The sequence below is a fragment of the Chitinophaga chungangae genome (assembly GCF_017742215.1).
Lineage (GTDB): Bacteria > Bacteroidota > Bacteroidia > Chitinophagales > Chitinophagaceae > Chitinophaga > Chitinophaga chungangae.
The window spans coordinates 578,324-599,911 of sequence record NZ_JAGHKP010000004.1 but is presented as its reverse complement, the minus strand read 5'-3'; the positions used below and the strand labels follow the sequence as shown (position 1 = coordinate 599,911).

The window sequence follows — 21,588 nt, the reverse complement described above, 5'->3', positions numbered from 1 at the left end:
AGGTTTTACGCCCGGGGACGCATCCAAGAGAGTAAAAATAACTGTTTTAAGGTTGTTTAGAAAATGTTTTGTTCTACCCGGCCCTGCGCTGCTCCACCACTGCGGCAATCGTCAGCATCGCGGCGCCGCATCCCAGCAGCCGCAATACGTCCGGCAGCACGTAACGGATGTTGCCGTTGCGCAGGTAAATGTCGTTGATGGCGTCCAGCCCCCAGCTGAGCGGGCTCATCCGGCCGATGCGCTGCATCGTGTCCGGCATTACTTCCAGCGGTATCCAGATGCCGCCGATGGCGCTCAATATCACGATGGAAATGGCCCCGAAATTTAGCGCCTGGTTCGGCGTTTTGAAAAGCGTACCGATCAGGATGCCGTACGCCGTGGCCGTTACGCCGATGCTGGCGGCGGTGAGCAATCCCGCGGCATGGTTCACCCCCAGCTGCAGCCTCGGCAGGCCCAGCAGCGGCAGCACGTAAATGCCCACCAGCATCATCAAATAAAACTGTACCACGCAGATGCCCACAAAAAACAGCAGCTTCCCCGAAAGGATGGAGCCGTAATTGCCGGGGATCAGTTTCATGCGCACGAGGCTGCCGTCTTCCCGCTCGCGGATCATATTGCCCGCGATGGGTATTACGATGAAGAACATTGCGAAAATGCTCCAGGCCGGCACGTTGTGCTGTACGGAATTGGAGATCACATCTATCTGTTTTCCTTCTCCCACGCCGGTTTCCTTCAGCCCCACGGCTTTCAGCCTGATGGCGGGGAAAGTGTCCTGCGCGGCGGCGCTGTCCCTGCTTCGCAGCTGCATTTGGATCCTTTCCAGCAGCAGGTCCGTTTGCACCTGCGTCAGGAAATTATCCAATGCCTGTTGTATCGCGCTTTTGAACGCTTTTTTGGAGGCGGGGTCGAAATACAGCTGCACGGCGAGCGAATCCGCCACCACGGCCTTTACCGGCAGCTGCGAAGCCAGGCCCATGCGTTTGGAAATATCGTTCACGATCTTGTTGGCGTTGCTCACGATCTCCGCGGTTGCGCCTTTGGGAATGGTGATGCTGATCTTGTATTCGCCTTCCGCGATCAGTTGTTGCGCTCTTGTTTCGGTAAGCGGTTCGTTGCCGATGGAATCGATGACGTTGAACTGCCCGCTGGCGCCCAGCCCTTCGCGGATGTAACGCCCCAGGCGGCCCTGGTCGTTGTCTACGGTCAGGATGTCGAACTTCACTTCCTGGTAATCCTTAAAAGGCGCGTCCTGTATCAGGGCCATCACGGTGATGAGCACGAGCGGCATGGCAAACAGCAGCGCCAGCCCGGCTTTATCGCGCCTCAGCAGTAACCATTCCTTTCGTATCGTTGCAATGAGCCTTAACATCTTTTGTTTTTAATCCCGCAGGGCATGACCGGTATAATGGAGGAACACGTCTTCGAGATTGCGGCAGTCCGGCAAAGCGTTTACCAGCGCGGCGGGACTACCCTGCACCACCAGTTTGCCTTCGTCCATAATGGCCACGTCTTCACAGATCTGCTGGGCTTCTTCCAGCAGGTGCGAAGTGTACAGCACGCTGTTGCCTTTGGCGTTGTAATCGCGCAGGAATTGCAGTATCATGCTGCGGCTTTGCACATCTACGCCCGCGGTAGGCTCGTCGAGCACCAGCAGTTTCGGTTCGTGCAAAATGGCGGCGATGATGTTGGTGCGCCGTTTCATGCCGCCGGAGAACTTGCCTATTTCTTTACTGGCGGCATTTTCCAGCCCGAAGGCTTCCAGGTGCGCCATCACTTTATCTTTCAGGGCCTTGCCCTTAAAACCGTACAGATTGCCGAAATACACGAGGTTTTCCAGCGCCGTCAGCTGCGGGAACAATGCGATCTGCTGCGGAACGATGCCCAGCACGCGTTTGATCTGTTCCCTGCTGCCGCTTTCCTGGTTGAGGCCGAACACTTTTACGGTGCCGGCGCTGGCTTTCACCAACCCGCAGATGATGGAGATGGTCGTGGTTTTGCCCGCGCCGTTCGGCCCCAGCAGCCCCGCGATCTTTCCTTCCGCAAATGAGAACGACAATCCCTGCAGGCTGGGCGTCAGCGCGCCTGCGTAGGTTTTGTGCAGATCATTCACGGCTATGCTGTTCATATCCTGCGTCAGATTTTTACTTTGGATAAACGGCGGAACACTTTTTCTTCCGCATCGGCGATCTTCAGCAGCATGTCGCCAAGGTCGCCATACGAGGTATTGTCTGCCGAGCGCGCCTTGCATACCCTGCCCGCGGAAAACGCGAAGTTGCGCCAGAGGTCGCCTACGGCGGTCAGTTCCTTTCCCACCGATTTCAATTCCTCATTATTCAGCAGGGTGCCCGCTTCCTGCAAAAAGGCGGCGTACATGAAGCGGAAGCCCGCCCCGCCGGTGCCGATCTCTTCCTGCATGCGGATGATGTTGCCCAGGTAAAGCCCCGCGCGGCGGTCGCCTACTTTCGCGGGATAGTTCTTTACTCTTTTGGCGAGAAAACGGATGCCCTTCACGCCGAACATCGGCATGGGGATCTTCAGCATATAATAACAGGCCTGTTTGATGCCTTCTTTGATTGGTTCGCGGAAATCGACCTGTTTGGGCACGCTTACCGGGTAATACATTTTGCCTTTCGGCGCGGGGAAACCTTTGGCGAAGCGCGCCTGTACGAGGTTTTCATGGTCGATGACGGTCACCGTGTCCATGATCGGGTCGCTAACGAGATAATCGCCGTTCTGTTTGCCGTACACCACAAGGTTGTGCGCGTTGAAATGGAAACGGTAGGAAGCGGGAAAATAAGGAAGATAATACACACTGCTCTGCATGCCCACGGGAATACCCTTTGCGATCACATCGTCGAGCGCCTGCATGGCTTTGTCAGGACTGCCGAACTGATGCGATTCCATTTTCACGCCCAGGCGTTTGCACACGCGTGAAAAGATGGCGCCCGGCCAGATGCGGTAAGTGGTGCCCGGCACGCCGTTCACTTTTACGAAGGGAAGGTGGCCGAAAAAGATGCCCGCGCCGATGCCGAAGGCCATAGGCTCGCTGATCTGCAAACCGTAATGGCGGAACATGTTGGAAATAACGCCGCTTTCGCAATGGGCGGTTTGTGTGTGACTGAATTGTGTCATTGTCTTTGTTTATTGGGGCCGCTGGAATGGCAGCAATTCTCCCTTTTGCAGCACTTCCGCGGCGATGCCGAAGATCTCCGCATACCGTGCTATCGTGCTCCCGCCGAGTTTTTTAAAAACTTCGGGTTTCATATGTCTTTTCACCTGCCATTGGAATTTGCCGGCTTTCACGGCCAGCAGCGGCAGGTCGAGCAGCGTTCTTTCCATATAATAAGCGATGGGGCTGGCTTCGCCGGCTTCGACTTTCACGCGGGTTTCAGCCACTCTGCGCTCCACTTCTTCCCAGGCCTGGTCCAGCGCTACGTTTTCGGGCTCCCAGCCTACGCTGGGCGCGGTCGTATAGTCGCCGGAGTTATCCACTGCATAGAACAACTGTTTGAACGTACCATGATGCAGGTTGTCTCCATCCTGCGGAACTTCCTCTTTTTTCATGTTTTGCAGTTTTAGAAAGGACTTATTATTGAAATGCAGCAGGAACCGGTTTGAACGGCCTCTGCTGCATGGAAAATTACGTGTGCGCGTGTTGGTTACACGACGGTGATATGCGCGTAAGCGTAGGTGAAACGGGCGCTTTCGGGCACCATCATCACGATCGTGTCCCCTTTTTTCAGTTTGCCCTGGTTCAGCAGCTCTTCGAGCATGAAGTAAGGGGAAGCGGTGCCAACGTTGCCCACGCGGGTAAGGTTGGTGAACCATTTCTCCTGCGGTATGTGCACGCCCAGCCTGGCTATCTCCTCGTCTATCCTGAAACGGAAGTACTCGGATGAAAGGTGCGGCAGGAAGTAAGTGAGTTTGTCGATGTCGATATTGTATTTCTCCACCATGTCTTTCCACATCTGCGCGCCGGAAGGCACGATGTTTTTGCCCAGCAGGCGGGTATCCTGCTTGAAGGAGAACACGCTGTTGGCGCCCCATTCGTCGGGCGTCATGTCGGTCCAGCCTTTCGTAGAGCCGTCCGCGTTTTTTACCGCGCCGGCATACATGCAGGTTTCGAGATTATTGGCGTAAGAGGCTATTTCCACCCAGTCCACGCGCAGGCTGAGGCCGTCCGGGTTCGGTTTGTCTTCGAACAGGGCGGCGCTTGCCCCGTCGGACAGCATCCAGCGGAGGAAGTCTTTTTCGAATGCGATGATGGGATTTTCCGCGAGGGATTTCAGGTTTTCGGTTTCCGGCTCGAATTTCCGGGAGAGCATCCAGGCGGAGAATTTTTCGGAGCCGGTGCTTACCGCGTTGCTGGTGTTGCCGCATTTAACAGACATGTAAGCGTATTTGAACGCCTGCATGCCGGCCGCACAGGCGCCAGTGGCGGCTATCAGCTCCACGGGCTGGCATTTCAGGATGCCGTGCACCATGGCGGCATGGTTGGGCAATAACTGGTCGGGCGAAGTGGTGCCGCAGGCCAGCAGCTCCATACGTTTGATGGGAAATTTTTCGTCGAACAGCTGATCTACGGCGATGGCCGTCATTTCAGCGTTGGTATGCGTGCTTTTACCTTCTTTGTCCAGTGCATAGTAACGGGTCGTGATCTTGTTATTACCCAGGATCATGGTTCTGGCCCTGGATGGCTTGCCGTCTACCATTCCGAGGATGCTTTCCATTTCATCATTCCCTACCGGCTCGTTCGGCAAAAACTTGGAGAGCCTCGTAATATATACTTCTTTCATTAGTCAGTTATAGTTTATCTATTGGGTGCAACACTTGCGTTTTTCAAAAAGTTTAAGCGGCCGTAAATATAGAATTTTGCATGGATAATCAAATGATATGGACGGGCAGATAGCAGTAAAATAACGTCTGTGCTGTCGATATTCATTCCCGTAACAAATACAAATCTACGCAGTTTTCGCGCTCATCATCCTTCGCGAAGTTGTATTCCTTTATAATAGGTAACGTCTCTGTTCAATTGTTTGCGCCCCAGCAGCAGTTTCAGCCACGAAGCCACCAGGGTGAACGGCGTCAGTACCGGGATGGCCAGCAGCAATATCATCCGGTACATGCTTACGCGGCCCTGCCGGACGCTTTCGCCGGGGCCGCCTTTTTTGGCGATATAGTTGGCCCAGAAGCGGAAAGGCTTTACCCCTCTCATTTCCAGCACGATCAGCCCCGGGTTTATTTCAACGCTGTCCAAAGCCAGTAATTGTGTATGCAGCGTGTCATATTCCTTCCGCTCCAGCGCTTCCCGGATCGGCTCGCCGAATTTCACGGACCCGGTTATCTCTTTTTCCTGCACACCTGCCGGCGGGAAGATGAAAAAAGCGTCTTTTTTCCCTTTGGTGGCCCAGCGCAGGATCGTAATGAGCGATACCAGGTTGGGATTTTTGTCTGCCAAAGCGATATGCCCCACCAGGTTGGCCCCGGCCTGCTGCAGGTAACGTTTCACCTTTTCCTGGGCGTTGATCCACATATTGCGGCAGCCCAGCAAAGTAACTACCGGTTTGCCTTTCAGCAGTCTTCTCCCTTCTTCGCTCTGCAAAAATGCGGCCACCGGCTGCGAAGGGCTCAGGAACCATGGCTGGTACGCCAGCAGCACCAGGTCGAACTCCGCATTAGTGTCTACTTTCAGCGGCATAATATGCCGCGGCCTTGCCAGAACGGTTTCGGGCATGGCGTCGAAAAATTCCTGCTTCGACCAGGGAAAAGGAAAGGGCTGAACCGGCACCAGTTCCTCGAATACTATCTCTGCTTTGCCCTTCAACGGGGCCGTTACATGATCTATAATCCTCCTAAGCTGGCCCGTCTGGGTAAAATATACCACTAATATCTTCGGTAGTTGACTCATATTCAGGTATCGGATATTCCAATAAAAACTGTAAACATACGAAAGTTCCGGAATTTGTTAATCCTTCTTCTTCACTACGCCAGAACCGATCTTGCTGCTTGTAACATTCGGATCTCCCTTATAATATACATTACCGCTTCCGATAATATTGGTTTTCAGCGCAACGCTGGCATGCACGTTCACATTCCCGCTGCCCGCGATGTTCACATCGGCGTTTTCGGCCAGCAAAGCGGATGCATCGCAATCGCCGCTGCCGGCCAGGCTGATGCTCACGTCCCGGGTTTCGCCTTTCAGCTCGATGTCTCCGCTGCCCGCAAGGTCTATCGATACTTCGGGCGCGTTGAACACGCCGCCTTTCAGGTCGCCGCTGCCGGAAAGACCGATATGCACCGGCGTGGGGAAGTTATAAATGCCGGTCAGTTCGATGTCTCCCGAACCGGACACTTCCACTCCGCCCAATGTTTTAGCGGAAAGGTACACCTTCACGTCGCGGTGGGCGCGGATGTTCATATGTCTTTTAAAACGGATCTCCAGTTTGTCGCCTTCCTCTATCAGCTCCACTTCGGGCAATATATTGTCTTCGCCTTCCAGCGTTACGGTGCTGCTGTTGCCCTGGGAAACGAACACGTCTATGGAGCCGGATACTTCCAGCTGGGTGAACGGGCCCACTTCACGGGTTTCTTTTGTGAGATTGCCGCTTCCGCTAACGCCGTCGCAGGCGGCCAGGAAGGATACGAACGCGATGAGAGGTAACAAATATTTTAATTGCGTTTTCATAATTAGGTCAATTTGGGTAAGGTTTCGGCCCGGAAAATACAAAGAAATCCGCAAACCATACGCTGCCGCCAATTTGCGGGATATCTGCCGAAAGCAAAAACCAAAGTCCGAAATTCCTTTATCTTTGCACCACCATGACAGAAAAGATATTGATCCTCGATTTCGGCTCCCAATACACCCAGCTGATCGCACGCTGCATACGGGAACTGAACGTTTATTGTGAAATACAGCCATGTACCAAGCCCATCCAATGGGAAGACAGTATTAAAGGTATCATCCTCTCCGGTTCTCCTTTTTCAGTGAACGATCCCCAGGCCCCCGTGGTGGACATAAAAGCCATGGGCGACCGCGTTCCCGTTCTCGGCGTTTGTTACGGCGCGCAGCTGATGGCCAAAGTGTTCGGCGGCGACGTGGCGAAAAGCGCCCACCGCGAGTATGGCCGCGCTTCCCTCGAGCATAACGACAAGGAAGAGCCGCTCTTTTACGACATTTCCCTCACCAGCCAGGTATGGATGAGCCATGCGGACACGATTACCCGCCTGCCGGAAGCCTTCCTGCCCATCGCACATACGGAAAACATACCCGTGGCGGCTTTCAAAAGCCATACCCTCTCGAAACACCCGCTGCTCGGTATCCAGTTCCACGCGGAAGTGACGCACTCCCTCGAAGGCAAACAGATCCTCCGCAACTTCCTCGTACATATCTGCGGCATCCACCAGGAATGGACGCCCGCGGCATTCGTGCAGGAAACCGTCTCCCGCATCAAAGCCCAGGTAGGCGACAAAAAAGTGGTGATGGCCCTCAGCGGCGGCGTGGATTCCACCGTAGCGGCGGAGCTGATCCACAAAGCCATCGGCGGCAACCTCTATTGCGTGTTCGTAGACAACGGCCTGCTGCGCAAGAACGAGTTCGAAACCGTGCTGGATTCTTATAAACATATGGGCCTCAACGTAAAAGGCGTGAATGCCAAAGACCTTTTTTACGGTCAGCTGAGCGGCGTGAAAGACCCAGAAGAAAAACGCAAGATCATCGGCCGCCTCTTTATCGAGGTATTCCAGCAGGAATCCGCCGAACTGAAAGATATCGCCTTCCTCGGCCAGGGCACCATTTACCCGGACGTGATCGAATCCGTGTCCGTAAACGGCCCGTCGGCCACCATCAAAAGCCACCACAACGTGGGCGGCCTTCCGGAAAAGATGAAGATGGGCCTGGTAGAGCCGCTGCGCTTCCTTTTTAAAGACGAAGTGCGCCGCGTGGGCAAAGAAATCGGCATCAGCGACATTTTCCTCGCCCGTCATCCCTTCCCCGGCCCCGGCCTGGCCATCCGCATCCTCGGCGACATCACCCCCGAAAAAGTGACCATGCTGCAGGAAGCAGACGCCGTGTGGATAGACAACCTGAAGGAATCAGGCCTTTACAACCAGGTCTGGCAGGCCGGCACCATCCTGCTGCCCGTGCAGAGCGTGGGCGTGATGGGAGACGAAAGGACCTACGAGTTCACCGTCGCCCTCCGCGCCGTAACATCCACGGACGGTATGACGGCAGATTGGGCGCACCTTCCCTACGAATTCCTTGCAAAAGTTTCCAACGACATCATCAATAAAGTAAAAGGCATCAACCGCGTGGTGTACGACATCAGTTCCAAACCGCCGGCTACCATCGAGTGGGAATAATAATATAATATTCGTATAAAACGGTGATTACGAACTACGAATGAGTTAAATTTTTCATTTGTAGTTCGTAATTTCTTTTTCCTGTGGAATGATTTTTGCAATTTTGGCACCATATGAACCTATCGAGAACATCCGGCAGTCTTGCCATGACCGTTGCGGTCATATTAATGATGCAGGCCTGTAGCATTTTCAGGCCTACGGTCACCAAAACAGACGGCCCTCCACCAGAGCTGAGCAAACCGAAACCGGCCGAAAAAGAACCGGAAGTAAAAAAGCCCGAGCCTAAAGCCGCGCCCTTCAACGTACCGGCCTTTGCGAAGGAAGTGAAACGCGACAATTACACCGTAGCCGTTTTTGCGCCGTTTTTCCTGGATTCCGTGTTTGCCACTTCCACCGATATTCCCGGCCGCACCATGCCGCGTTATGTGATGCCCGGCCTGGAATTTTATGAAGGCGTGCAGCTGGCGCTGGATTCGCTGAAAAGCCATGGCGTGAAGCTCACCGTGCAGGTGTTTGACAACAAAGCCAAAAACAACGACGTGGCCGCCGTACTGCGCAACCGCCAGATCGACAATGCGGACCTCATCATCGGCGCCGTCGGCACGCCCGAATTCAGGCTGCTCAGCGATTTCGCGAAACAAAAAGAGATCAACTTCGTGTCCGCCACCTATCCCAACGATGGCGGCGTAACCGAAAACCCTTTTCTGCTCATATCCAACAGCACGCTCCGCAGTCACGTGGAAGCCATGCACGATTACGCGCAGAAAGGTTTCGCAAATAAAAACATCGTTATCCTCCGCAGGAACACCAATTTCGAAGCAGGCATCGCCGCCAATATCAAAGCGGCTTACGACAGGCTGAACTACGACAAAAAAGCGCGCGTGCGCGAACTGGTATGGAGCGACGCCACCACCGAAGGCCAGCTGAGCCAGCTGCTGCTCACGGACCGGCCGAACATCCTCATCATCACCGCGCTGGACGAAGTGGGCGCCAAATCCATCCTGCGAAAGCTCGCCCCGCAAAAAGCGACTTACCCGATGCACGTGTTCGGCATGCCCACCTGGGACATCATGAAATTCAAAGAGCCCGAGTTCGCCGGCATCACCATGTATTATTCCTCGCCGTATTACAACGACAAAACGGACGTGTACAGCAAATACGTGACCGACCAGTTCCGGAAAATTTACAAAGCCCGCCCGTCGGACATGGCGTTCAAAGGTTTTGAGCTTACCTGGTATTTCGTGAACCTGCTCAGCCAGGACGGCCTGTATTTCAACAAAGACATGAACAAGCCGGGCAACCGCGTGTTCACCACGTTCAACTTCCAGCCGGTTTATTTGAAAGACGGCGAAGAAACACCCGATTATTTCGAGAACAAGAATATTTATATCATCCAGAAAGGCGACAGCGCCGATTTCAGGATGAATTCGGCATTGTAAGAACAAACAGCTGGAAAGAAGGGGGATAGCCGGTTACGGCCATCCCCTTTTTTCGTTAAATTCGGTGATCCATGCAGCCCGTACTCACCTTTACAGACAGCGGCATTTATTGCCCCGCAGGCGATTTTTACATCGACCCCTGGAAACCGGTGGAACGCGCCGTGATCACCCACGCCCACGCCGATCATGCGCGTTTGGGTAACCAAAAATATCTCTGTTCGAAAGATTCCGTTCCGCTGCTGCAGCTGCGGCTGGGGCAGGATATTGCGGTACAAGGCGCGGGCTGGGGAGAAACGGTGCAGATCAACGGCGTTACCATATCCTTCCATCCAGCCGGGCACATGATCGGTTCCGCGCAGGTGAAAGTGACCGTAGGCGGGCAATCGTGGGTGGCCAGCGGCGATTATAAAACAGAAAATGACGGTCTTTCCGGAGAGTTCGAGCCGGTGCGCTGCCATGTGTTCATCACCGAAAGCACCTTCGGCCTCCCGATCTATCACTGGCGGCCGCAGGCGGCTTTGTTCGGGGACATGGAAAACTGGGTGAAGGAAAATGAAGCGGCCGGGAAAAACAGCATCCTGCTGGGATACAGCCTGGGCAAGGCGCAACGCCTGATGTACAACCTGCAGCATACCGGCAAACGTTTTTTAGTGCACGGCGCTATTTACAACGCGCACGAAACATTGTTAAAAGCCGGCTGGAACCTGCCGCCCGTGGAGCTGATCACGCAGGAAACACCGAAAGAACATTTTAAGAACAGCATCGTGATAGCCCCGCCTTCCACGGCAGACAGCACCTGGATGCGCCGTTTTGCGCCATATTCGCTCGGCGTTTGCAGCGGCTGGATGCAGGTGCGCGGCAACGCCCGCCGCCTTAATGCAGACGCGGGTTTTGCCATATCAGACCATGCCGACTGGAAAGGATTGCTGGGCACCGTCAAAGAAACGGGCGCGGAAAAAGTATTCGTTACCCATGGTTTCAGCAGCGTGCTGGCGCGTTACCTGCAGGAAAACGGCATACCGGCTGAGGAAATAAAAACCGCGTACGGCACGGAAGAAGAAACAACGGTTTAACATGCATCATTTCTCACAGCTCATATCCACCCTGGCAGGCAGCACCAAAACCAACGAAAAGCTGGAGGCGCTGAGCAGTTATTTCGCTTCGGCAGACGAGCGGGACAAACCCTGGGTGCTGGCCCTGTTCTCCGGCCGGAGGCCCAAGCGGGTGGTCAATTCCACGCAGCTGCGGCAATGGTGCATGGAAGTGACCGCGCTGCCGGAATGGCTTTTTTCAGAATGTTACCACACCGTAGGCGACCTTGCCGAAACTATCGCGCTGCTGTTGCCGCCGCCCGAAACAAAAGCGCTGCCGCAGCCGCTGCATTACTGGCTGGACGTGCTGCTCCGGCTGGAAAAGGCGCCCGAGGCCGAGAAAGCGGCATTCATCCGCAATGCGTGGGACCAGATGCAGCCCAACGAAAGATTTGTTTTTAACAAGCTGATCACCGGCGGCTTCCGCATTGGCGTATCGCAAAGCACGATCGTGAACGCTTTATCCAGAACCTACCAGCTGGAGCCCGCCGTGGTGTCTCACATGATCAGCGGCAATTGGGACCCGCAGCAGATCACGCTGCCGCAGCTGCTCAGCGACGCGGCCAGCAACCCGGACGATTCCAAACCTTACCCGTTTTTTCTTGCATATGCGCTGGAAAATAAAACCGGAGAACTGGGCGAGCCGCGCGAATGGCAGGCGGAATGGAAATGGGACGGCATTCGCGGGCAGATCATCCGCCGCAACGGCCAGCTGTTTATCTGGTCGAGAGGCGAGGAACTGATCACCGACAAATTCCCCGAGCTCACCGCCCTGCTGCCTTTCCTGCCAGACGGCACGGCCATCGACGGCGAGATACTTGCATACGACCAGCAACAGCAGCGGCCTTTACCTTTTCAGTCGCTGCAAACGCGCATCGGCCGTAAAAACCTCACGAAAAAACAATTGCAGGAAGCGCCGGTGGCCTTCCTCAGCTACGACCTCATGGAATGGAACGGCGAAGACCTCCGCTTGCGGCCGCTCAGCGAGCGCCGCGCCATACTGGAACAGCTGGTCGAAAATGTAGATCAGCCCGCGCTGAGAATATCCCCGCCCATTGCCTACGCCAGCTGGGAAGAGCTGGCCGCCATCCGCGAACGTTCGCGGGACAATGGCAGCGAAGGCGTGATGCTCAAAAAATTAAGCTCCGCTTACCAGGTAGGCCGCCGCCGTGGCGACTGGTGGAAATGGAAAATAGACCCCTTCACGGTAGACGCGGTGATGGTATACGCCCAGAAAGGCCATGGCCGCCGCTCTAACTTATACACCGATTACACCTTCGCCGTGCGCAACGGCGATCAGCTGGTGCCTTTCGCCAAAGCTTATTCCGGACTTACGGACAAAGAGATCGCCGAGGTAGACAACTGGGTGAAACGAAACGCCGTGGAAAAGTTCGGCCCGGTACGCACGGTGAAGCCCGAACTGGTGTTCGAGATCGCGTTTGAAGGCATCGCCGCGTCCAACCGGCACAAATCCGGCATCGCGCTGCGGTTCCCGAGAATACACCGCTGGCGGAAAGACAAGCCGGTGGCGGAGATCAACACCCTCGACGACCTGAAGGAATTGCTGCGGCAGCATAGCTAATACAGGGGCCTGTATTACCCCATTAGTCTACAGAATTAGTGTCGGGAAACTCTCCTACCTTTACTTTGCCGGCGTCAAAAACCGGCCGCCAAAACATCCTTTGTGCCATTAAAAAACACGGGGAATGAAAGAACCAATCATACGCAACCAACATTAAAAAAACGCAATTGTACCAGCCATTGCTATGATGAGGCTTTCCGCCGTGCCGCATGCCGGATGCATACTATTACACGTGAAAATTGTTGCAAGGAAACATGGAATTACATGCTTTATTGTTGTTAGTCGGTCTTGGATTTCTCATCGGTACTTTCGGCACGCTGATCGGCGCCGGCGGGGGATTTATTCTCATGCCGCTGCTGCTGCTCATTTACCCGGACATGTCGCCCGACGTGCTCACCAGCATTTCGCTGGCGGTGGTATGCCTCAACGCCAGCTCCGGTTCCATTGCCTACGCGCGCAAAAAACGCATCGACTACAAATCGGCCTTCGTATTTGCCGTAGCCACGCTGCCGGGCGCAGTATTCGGCGCCATGGCCACTTCCTGGATATCCCGTCATACTTTTAATATCATTCTCGGTGTGCTGCTGATCGTTATCGCCGTGTTCCTCATCCTGAAACCCAAACAGGGCGGTTACGCCACCCGCAGCAACAAAGGCAAATGCGTGGAAAGGGACCTGATCGAAAAAAGCGGGGAGGAACATCATTACAAATTCAACATCTGGTACGGCATCGCCATCAGTTTCCTGGTGGGCTTTATCAGCAGCCTGCTGGGCATCGGCGGCGGCATCATTCATGTGCCGGCGTTGATCAGCCTGCTTAATTTTCCCATTCATATCGCCACGGCCACGTCGCATTTAATCCTCGCGATCATGTCGCTGGCCGGCACTATCGTGCATATGGTACAGGGCAGTTTCTGGGAGGGTTGGCAAACGGCGCTGGCCATCGGCACCGGCGTGATCCTGGGCGCACAGCTGGGGGCGGGCCTTTCCAGCAAAGTAAAACCCAAAGGCATCATACTCGCGCTGGCGGGGGCTTTGCTGCTGGTAGGCGTAAGGCTGCTCTTCACCTGATCTACTGCAATAAAAAACTCATCACGAACAACACCGCGAGCACGTACATCACCGGGCTGATCTCCTTATGCCTGCCCGTGAATACTTTCAGTAATACGTAGCTCAGCATGCCGAACACGATCCCTTCCGCGATGCTGTAAGTGTACGGCATCATTACGATGGCGAGGAATGCGGGGATCGCTTCCGTTACGTCTTCGAAATTTATTTTCACCACCGCGCCCATCATCAGCATGCCTACGATGATCAGCGCCGGGGCTGTAGCGGCGGCGGGGATCATGGCGAACAATGGCGCGAAGAACAATGCCAGCAAAAACATCGCCGCAACGGTTACGGCCGTAAGCCCCGTTCTGCCACCGGAAGCAATGCCGCTGGCGCTTTCCACGTAAGCCGTTACCACGCTGGTGCCCAGCAAGGCCCCGGCCGTAGTGCCTACCGCATCGGCGAATAATGCCTGTTTGGCGCGCGGGATGCGGCCTTGGGCATCGAGCAGGCCGGCTTTATTGCAAAGCCCGATCAGCGTGCCCACCGTGTCAAAAAGATTGACCATCAGCAACGTAAAAAGGATCACGACCATATCCAGCGAAAAAACTTTTTCAAATTCCAGCTGAAACGCGATCGGCGAAATATCCGGCGGAAGGCTCACCGGCAAGCCGCCGGCCGGCCAGTGCGTGATGCCCAGCGGAATGCCGGCCACGGTGGCGATAAGAATGCCCAGCAACAAAGCGGCGTTCACTTTCCGGTACATCAGCACTGCGCTCACGATCAGCCCGATCAGCGCAATGAGCGGCCCTGCGCTGGCGATGTTCCCGATCCTGAGGATCACCCCGTCCAGCCGCCCTTCGCCCACATGCCGCATGCCCGTTTCGATAATGCCCGCGTTAGCCATGCCGATCAGCGCGATCAATAGCCCGATGCCCACCGAAATGGCGTGTTTCAGATTTTCGGGGATGCTGTTGATGATCGCTTCGCGGATGTGGAACAACGAAAGGAAAATAAAAATGATACCCTCCAGGAAAACGGCCGTGAGCGCGAACTGCCAGCTATACCCCATGCCCAGCACGATGGTGTAGGCGAAAAACGCGTTCAGCCCCATTCCCGGCGCCAGCCCGATCGGGAGACGGGCGTACAGCCCCATCACCAGCGTGCCGATGGCCGCGGAAAGCGCCGTGGCCGTGATCAGGGCGTTAAAATCCATGCCCGTTTTGGAGAGGATCATGGGGTTCACCGCCAGGATGTAAGCCATAGTGGAAAAAGTGGTCAGTCCCGCCAGCAGTTCCTTTTTAACGGTCGTACCGTTTGCGTGTAAACGAAAGAAATCGCGCATACGGCAAAGGTAGTCCTTGCCCGAATTTTTCCTAATTTCATGCAAGATGAAAAACACACCCGGCTGGCAGGCGATAGAACAGTGGCTGGCGGCAAAGGAACTGAAGCCGTTCGTTTTCCAGGAAGAAGCATGGGAACATTATCTCCATGGCCGCTCCGGCCTGGTAAATGCCCCTACGGGCTTCGGCAAGACCTTCTCCTTATTCCTGGGCACAGTGATCCGCTGGATCAACGAAAACCCGGATTACCGCTCTAAAAGCGTCAATGGCCTGCAATTGCTGTGGGTCACCCCGCTGCGCGCGCTCGCCAAAGACATCGGCCGCGCCATGGAAGAAGCCCTGCACGAGCTGAAAGTGCCCTGGAAAGTAGGCATCCGCAGCGGCGATACCGCTACCAGCGTACGCGAGCAGCAGAAAAAACAGATGCCGGAAGTGCTCATCATCACCCCCGAATCCATCCACATCCTCATGGCGCAGAAAGAATACGCCAAACGTTTCGCCACGCTCAACACGGTGGTGGTAGACGAGTGGCACGAACTGCTGGGCAGCAAACGCGGCGTGATGGTGGAGCTTGGCCTCAGCCGCCTGCGCGGGCTCAGGCCCGGGTTGCAGGTATGGGGCATTTCCGCCACCATCGGCAACCTTCACGAAGCGCTGGAAGTGCTGATGGGCAAACCTTCTCCCGCGCACGTGATCGTAAAGGCGGAAGTAAAAAAAGCCATCGAGGTACATTGCATTTTACCGGACGAGATCGAAAAATACCCATGGGCGGGACATATGGGACTGAAACTCCGGCACAAGGTGCTGCCCGTGATCCAACAAAGCAATACCACGCTCCTGTTCACCAACACCCGCGGCCAATCCGAGATCTGGTACCACCAGATCCTGAAAGAATGCCCCGAGCTGGCGGGCGCCATGGCGCTGCATCACGGCTCCATCGACGCGGAATTGCGCATCTGGGTGGAAGAAGCGCTGCACACCGGCACGCTGAAACTCGTGGTATGCACGTCCAGCCTCGACCTGGGCGTGGATTTCAGGCCGGTGGACACGGTGATTCAGGTGGGCAGTCCCAAAGGCGTGGCCCGTTTCCTGCAGCGCGCCGGCCGCAGCGGCCACCGGCCGGACGCGGTGAGCAACATCTGGTTCCTGCCCACGCATTCGCTGGAACTGGTGGAAGCCGCCGCCCTGAAAGACGCGATGAAACAAAACCTTATCGAAAGCCGCATGCCGGTGGTATTGGCGTACGACGTGCTGCTGCAATACCTGATGACGCTCGGGGTGTCCGACGGGTTTAATGCCAAAGAGATCTGGGCCGAAGTACAGGGCACTTTCTGTTACCGCGACATGACGACTGAAGAATGGCAATGGGTGCTTGCCTTTCTTACCACCGGCGGCGATGCGCTGCAGAGTTACGACGAGTTCCGCAAACTGCACCTGGTAGGCGACACCTATCACTGCGTCAGCCGCCAGCAGGCCATGCGGCACCGCCTGCACATCGGCACCATCGTGAGCGACGCCATGCTCAAGGTGCGGTACATGACCGGCGGCTTCATCGGCCTGATCGAAGAATATTTTATCTCGCGCCTCTCGCCCGGCGACAGTTTCAGGCTCAGCGGGCAGAACCTTGAGTTCGTCATGATCAAAGATATGACCGTGCTGGTGCGCAAAAGCAAATCGAAAAAAAGCATCGTACCCAGCTGGAACGGCGGCAGGATGCCGCTTTCCGCGAATCTCGGCATGATGCTGCGGCGAAAGTTCCACGAAGCGATGGCGGGCACGGCGAAAGAGGAAGAAGTGACGATATTGCAACCGCTTTTCGACCTGCAGCAGCTTCTGTCGCACATCCCGCGGGAAGACGAGCTGCTGATGGAACAGATCGAAACAAAAGACGGTTACCATCTTTTTGTATATCCTTTCGAAGGCAGGCTGGTGCATGAAGTGATGGCGATGCTCCTTGCCTGGCGCATCAGTCAGCAGCACCCCATTACCTTTTCCATCGCGATGAACGATTATGGTTTCGAGTTGCTGTCTGACCAGCCGATACCGGTAGACGACACGAACGCGCAGGAATTGTTTTCGCTGGACAACCTGAACATCGACCTGCAAAGCAGCGTGAACGCCACCGAGATGGCGCGCCGCAAGTTCCGCGACATCGCGGTGATCGCGGGGCTGGTGTTCCAGGGATTTCCGGGGCAACATAAGGCCAACCGGCATTTGCAGTCGTCCGCCAGTCTTTTGTTCAAAGTATTCGAAGATTACGACGCGCAAAATATATTGGTGCGGCAATCGTTTAATGAGGCGTTCTTTTACCAGATGGAAGAGGCGCGCCTCCGCGAAACGCTGGCGCGCATCAGCAAAGACAGGATCGTGATCACTTTCCCGCAGCGGCTGACGCCGTTTTGTTTCCCGATCAAGGTGGATAGTTTGCGGGAAGAAATGACCAGTGAAAAGCTGGAGGACCGTATCAAAAAAATGATCCTGTGGCAGTGAGTTTTAATTTTTAATCGCATAACATAATTGGAAGACGTTTTACATTTATTCAGGGGTCAGCATTGGCGCCTGTCTGCCGGGAGGGCGGCATATTGGGAGGAAGAGCGGGCGCTGGTGATAGCGGACCTGCATGTGGGGAAAAGCGCGCATTTCCGCAAGGCGGGCATTGCGGTGCCGGCGAATATTGTGCAGGACGATCTGTACCGTTTGCAGCAGCTGATCACAAAATACGATCCTTTGCGGGTGATTGTGGTGGGAGATATGTTTCACAGCGAGGCTAACAACGAGGTACAATATTTCAAAATTTGGCGGCGCCAGTTCCCGCATATCCGTTTCGAGTTGATCACCGGCAACCACGACATCATGGCGCCGGAGATATATGAGCAGCTGGAGATCGTTTCCCAGCCTTTTTTGCAGCTTGGCGATATTTATTTCGTGCATGATCTGAAAGATCAGCCGCAACCGTTGAACGGGCAGTATGTTTTTTCGGGTCATATTCACCCAGGCGTCTGGATGGTGGGATTCGGCCGTCAGAAACTGCGGCTGCCGTGTTTTTATTTCGGCGGCGAAGGGGCGGTATTACCGGCGTTCAGCGCATTTACGGGGATGTATTCGGTAGAGCCGGAGGCTTCATCGACGGTGTTTGTGATTGCGGAGCGGAAGATCTTCAGGGTTTGATGCTCCGGCCTTTAAAAAGAAATCGATTCAATCAAGCTTAACAAATTTAATGATTCAATGCAGCAGATTGAATATGATGCCAGGACATTTCATCAACGTGTTCACTTTAATCAAAAAAAAAGAACCACTTCAACAATAGGTTAAAAACATTCAATAAATCAGCATGCGAATAATGATTCCAAATCATTCGTCATGAGGATAAAGGTCCATCCATCCCCCTTTCCAAAAAAGAAACCGCCTCAACAAGCATCTTGAGACGGTTCCTAATGGTTAACATGGGGTACGAACAAGGATGAAGTTCCCTTGCATATGACATGAGATGCATTCTTCCATGCCAAAATCTTTACGGGATATTCATCAGCCTTTTAGGCGTACGGCATTTTTAAAAATCTGAAACGCAGTAGCAACCGGAACACGATCTCGTCAGTCTTCCTGTCGCTACAAAAACCACAACCTTCCAATTCTTCACCGCTTCTTCAACATCAATTCACTGCAATCACAATCTCCTAATTCTTCATCTGCTTCTTCAACATGCTCACCTGCTCCTGCAACTGATTCACCATGCCGGCCAGGTGGTTTACGCTCATGCGGTGCTGCTGGCCCATTTTCTGGATCACGGCGTCGGCCTGCCAGATCTCCAGCACTTCGTCCATATTTACGGCATACGGATCGTATTGCGGATTGTCGGACACCAGCGTTACTTTGGTTTTGGAGCGGTTGCTTTTCACCACGCGTTTATATACGATGCCTTCGCGGTTGGTTACCACGATATACGCTTCGTTATTCCGGATATCTTCCCAACCGTCTACCTTATGACAAACCACAACGGAACCTGAAGGCGTCGGCAACATCGAATCCCCCGCGATCTCGAAAGCGCGGTAACTGCCCGCTCCCAGCATCGGAAGCGTGAATGTGTTCAGCTCTTCGATAAATTCCTCGTCGTTAAAACCGGCAAGATAACCGGCCGCGGCTTTCACCGGAACAAACACCACGTTCTGACGGGCGTTGCTGCCCAGCTTCTGCTGACGGCGGCGCTCCAGGAAACTCTCCTTCTGGGAACTAAGATCGCGGCGAAGCAGATCGTCGATCGATACACGGAACATGTCGCTGACCTGCTCCAATACCTCGGTGCGCGGCTCGGCGCGTTCTTCTTCGTATGCGCCCAGCAAGGACCGCTTGATATTCAAACGGTCGGCAAATTCCTGCTGCGTCCAGCCCTTTTGCTTGCGCAGATATTTCAGGTTACGGCAAACAGTAGACATCCCTAAATAATTTAGTACAACAATGCTAACAAAATTAGCAATTATTTTTTATATTTACCAAATTATTCTTCGCATATCCGCTTATTTTTGTGCGGACAAACTCAATTAACTATGCATGAAACTATCTTAGGTATCCACTCCATCGTCAGATGGCTGATACTCCTGTTCGGGATATGGGCCGTACTTCGTGCCCTCATGGGCGTTAGCGGCAGAAAACCCTATACTTCCGCCGATACCAAAGCCGGCCTCTTTTTTATGATCTTCCTCGATATCCAGTTCCTGCTGGGGCTTATCCTTTTCTTCGTCAGCCCGCTGATCAAAGCCTTTATGGCCGATCCCGGCGCCGCCATGGGCAATACCGGCCTCCGGTACTTCCCCGTAGATCACGCCGTTACTGCCCTTATCGCCATCGCGCTGGTGCATATCGGCCGCAGCAAGATCAAAAAATTGTCTGACGACGGCAAAAAACATAAAACTGCATTGATCTTTTTCCTGCTTGCTCTTGTGCTTATCCTCGCCGCCATTCCCTGGCCGGGCCGCGAAGCAGTAGGCAGGGCGCTGTTCCCTTCTTTCTGATCGGCCACAACGCCTTTTGAGGCATAACGATATTCCGAAGGAGCATAACCGGCTGGTTCAGCCGTTATGCTCCTTTTCTTTATTTATTTCCGATGCAATACGGATAGCCGCCTGCAGATCTGCCGCCACATATCTTTTTCCGATCCGGAACAACAGCCTGCTTTTCCTGAACTCCTCCCGCACGCCCGGCTGAAGCCCCGCCACAATCAAACGGGTATGATTGCGGCCGCAGGTCCGCAGCAGATCGTTTACCACCTGCAGCCCGGTAGCATCTATCACCGGCACATTCCGCATTTTCAGGATCAACACCTTCGGCGTGCGGCCCGCCAAAGCAATCGCATCCCTGAACTTGTAAGCAGCCCCGAAAAATAACGGCCCGTTCAGCTCGAACACCTCCACGCCCTGCGGCAGTTGCGGCGCTACAGGCAACGGTCCGCCCGCATCGCCATCCCCTTCCGGCTGCATATTTTTCACATAACTGCTCCGCGCCATTTTACGGATGAACATAAAAGCCGCCAGCACCATGCCTCCTTCAATGGCGACGGTGATATCAAAAATGACCGTGAGAAAAAACGTGACCAGCAGCACCGCAAGGTCTCCGCCGCCGCTGCGCACGATATTCCTGAAGGCTTTCATTTCAGCCATGTTATAAGCTACTACGGCCAATATGCCTGCGAGACAGCTCATCGGTATCAGCGTGGCCCATTCGCCCACCACCAGCAACATTACGAGCAGCACGGCCGCATGCGTGACGCCAGCCACGGGCGTACGCCCCCCGCTCCTCACGTTCACGGCCGTACGCGCGATCGCGCCGGTGGCCGGTATGCCGCCGGTAAGCGCAGACGCGATATTGGCGCCGCCCTGCGCCACCAGCTCCATATTGCTGTTGTGTTTTCCACCCGTCATTCCATCCGCCACAACAGCGGATAACAACGATTCTATACCGCCCAGCAAAGCGATCGCGATACCCGGCTGCATGGCGCTTTTGATGGTATTCCAGTCCGCCGCGGGCCACGAAAGCGCAGGCAGCGCCACCGCGATGCCGCCGTACCGGCTGCCGATCGTTTCCACCGGCAGCTGAAAGTACCGCACGGCCAGCGTGGCCACCAGTATGGCCGCCAGCGGCCCCGGAACGCGCCGCGTAAAACGCGGGAGAAAGACCACCACCAGGACGGTAAACAGCGCAACCGCCAATGCATACCCGTTAACACCGGAAATATGCAGAAAATATTCCCGCCACTTTTCAACAAAATCCACCGGTACCGCACCCATGCGCAGCCCGAGCAGATCCTTCACCTGCGAGGAAAAAATGATCACGGCGATGCCGCTCGTAAAACCTGTTATAAGGGAATGGGGAATGTATTTGATCATGCCGCCCAGCCGCGAAAAACCCAGCGCCATCAGCAGGATGCCGGCGATGAAAGTGGCCGCCATCAGCCCCGGCAACCCCTGCGACTGCACAATGCCGTATACGAGGATGATGAACGCGCCGGTGGGCCCGCCGATCTGCACATTGCTGCCTCCAAAAGCGGAGATAATGAAACCCGCTACCACGGCGGTGTAAATGCCTTTCTCGGGAGATACGCCGCAGGCGATGGCAAATGCGATCGCCAGGGGAAAGGCCACGATCCCCACGATCACGCCGGCCAGCAGATCTTTGCCGAACTGCGCGCGGGAGTAATGTTTTAACGAACGGAAAAGCGCGGGAACGAACATACCA

18 protein-coding genes are annotated in these 21,588 nt (G+C 54.8%); 8 read left to right on the top strand and 10 right to left on the bottom strand.

The features are described 5' to 3' along the window. Positions 1-73: 73 nt before the first annotated feature. From J7I43_RS22020 to J7I43_RS21990, 7 genes are all read right to left on the bottom strand, one after another. Entirely contained in the window at positions 74-1,369 is a 1,296-nt protein-coding gene (locus tag J7I43_RS22020; RefSeq protein WP_209148032.1) for an ABC transporter permease, read from the bottom strand. 9 nt (positions 1,370-1,378) lie between these two features. Next, on the bottom strand, positions 1,379-2,125 hold the full coding sequence (locus J7I43_RS22015; RefSeq protein WP_209148031.1) for an ABC transporter ATP-binding protein: 747 nt from the start codon (positions 2,123-2,125) through the stop codon (positions 1,379-1,381). An 8-nt stretch (positions 2,126-2,133) separates the two neighbouring features. Beyond that, the gene (locus J7I43_RS22010; protein ID WP_209148030.1) at positions 2,134-3,132 is read right to left on the bottom strand and encodes a BtrH N-terminal domain-containing protein; all 999 of its coding nucleotides are present in this window, start codon (positions 3,130-3,132) and stop codon (positions 2,134-2,136) included. 9 nt (positions 3,133-3,141) lie between these two features. Next, the gene (locus tag J7I43_RS22005) at positions 3,142-3,564 is read right to left on the bottom strand and encodes a hypothetical protein (RefSeq protein ID WP_209148029.1); all 423 of its coding nucleotides are present in this window, start codon (positions 3,562-3,564) and stop codon (positions 3,142-3,144) included. A gap of 95 nt (positions 3,565-3,659) precedes the next feature. Further along, entirely contained in the window at positions 3,660-4,796 is a 1,137-nt protein-coding gene (locus tag J7I43_RS22000; RefSeq protein WP_209148028.1) for a beta-ketoacyl-ACP synthase III, read from the bottom strand. A 185-nt stretch (positions 4,797-4,981) separates the two neighbouring features. Then, entirely contained in the window at positions 4,982-5,824 is an 843-nt protein-coding gene (locus J7I43_RS21995) for a hypothetical protein (protein ID WP_209148027.1), read from the bottom strand. Positions 5,825-5,965: 141 nt separating this feature from the next. Continuing rightward, a complete protein-coding gene (locus J7I43_RS21990; RefSeq protein ID WP_209148026.1) occupies positions 5,966-6,685 on the bottom strand; it encodes a head GIN domain-containing protein in 720 nt (239 codons plus the stop codon). Positions 6,686-6,819: 134 nt separating this feature from the next. Between J7I43_RS21990 and guaA the strand changes: the two genes are divergently transcribed. From guaA to J7I43_RS21965, 5 genes are all read left to right on the top strand, one after another. Next, positions 6,820-8,358 carry a glutamine-hydrolyzing GMP synthase gene (guaA, locus tag J7I43_RS21985; protein ID WP_209148025.1) on the top strand — a complete coding sequence of 513 codons (1,539 nt, stop codon included), beginning with the start codon at positions 6,820-6,822 and terminating at the stop codon, positions 8,356-8,358. 113 nt (positions 8,359-8,471) lie between these two features. Beyond that, on the top strand, positions 8,472-9,797 hold the full coding sequence (locus J7I43_RS21980; RefSeq protein ID WP_209148024.1) for an ABC transporter substrate-binding protein: 1,326 nt from the start codon (positions 8,472-8,474) through the stop codon (positions 9,795-9,797). Positions 9,798-9,868: 71 nt separating this feature from the next. Next, positions 9,869-10,870, top strand: coding sequence for a ligase-associated DNA damage response exonuclease (locus tag J7I43_RS21975; RefSeq protein WP_209148023.1), 1,002 nt, complete (start codon positions 9,869-9,871; stop codon positions 10,868-10,870). 1 nt (position 10,871) lies between these two features. Continuing rightward, complete coding sequence (locus tag J7I43_RS21970) at positions 10,872-12,470, top strand: ATP-dependent DNA ligase (protein ID WP_209148022.1); 1,599 nt, start codon at positions 10,872-10,874, stop codon at positions 12,468-12,470. 254 nt (positions 12,471-12,724) lie between these two features. Then, positions 12,725-13,540, top strand: coding sequence for a sulfite exporter TauE/SafE family protein (locus J7I43_RS21965; RefSeq protein ID WP_209148021.1), 816 nt, complete (start codon positions 12,725-12,727; stop codon positions 13,538-13,540). A gap of 1 nt (position 13,541) precedes the next feature. Here the strand turns inward: J7I43_RS21965 and J7I43_RS21960 are convergent, their stop codons facing one another. Further along, on the bottom strand, positions 13,542-14,864 hold the full coding sequence (locus tag J7I43_RS21960; protein ID WP_209148020.1) for an NCS2 family permease: 1,323 nt from the start codon (positions 14,862-14,864) through the stop codon (positions 13,542-13,544). Positions 14,865-14,910: 46 nt separating this feature from the next. Here J7I43_RS21960 and J7I43_RS21955 point away from each other — a divergent pair, with 46 nt between their 5' ends. Continuing rightward, on the top strand, positions 14,911-17,352 hold the full coding sequence (locus J7I43_RS21955) for a ligase-associated DNA damage response DEXH box helicase (RefSeq protein WP_209148019.1): 2,442 nt from the start codon (positions 14,911-14,913) through the stop codon (positions 17,350-17,352). Positions 17,353-17,379: 27 nt separating this feature from the next. Further along, positions 17,380-18,030 carry a ligase-associated DNA damage response endonuclease PdeM gene (pdeM, locus tag J7I43_RS21950; protein ID WP_209148018.1) on the top strand — a complete coding sequence of 217 codons (651 nt, stop codon included), beginning with the start codon at positions 17,380-17,382 and terminating at the stop codon, positions 18,028-18,030. Between the two features lie 506 nt (positions 18,031-18,536). Here the strand turns inward: pdeM and J7I43_RS21945 are convergent. Next, on the bottom strand, positions 18,537-19,292 hold the full coding sequence (locus J7I43_RS21945) for an XRE family transcriptional regulator (RefSeq protein ID WP_209148017.1): 756 nt from the start codon (positions 19,290-19,292) through the stop codon (positions 18,537-18,539). 111 nt (positions 19,293-19,403) lie between these two features. Between J7I43_RS21945 and J7I43_RS21940 the strand changes: the two genes are divergently transcribed. After that, the gene (locus tag J7I43_RS21940) at positions 19,404-19,868 is read left to right on the top strand and encodes a hypothetical protein (protein WP_209148016.1); all 465 of its coding nucleotides are present in this window, start codon (positions 19,404-19,406) and stop codon (positions 19,866-19,868) included. 57 nt (positions 19,869-19,925) lie between these two features. On the opposite strand, the gene J7I43_RS21935 is transcribed toward J7I43_RS21940, so the two are convergent. Continuing rightward, the gene (locus J7I43_RS21935) at positions 19,926-21,584 is read right to left on the bottom strand and encodes a SulP family inorganic anion transporter (RefSeq protein WP_209148015.1); all 1,659 of its coding nucleotides are present in this window, start codon (positions 21,582-21,584) and stop codon (positions 19,926-19,928) included. Positions 21,585-21,588: the final 4 nt, after the last annotated feature.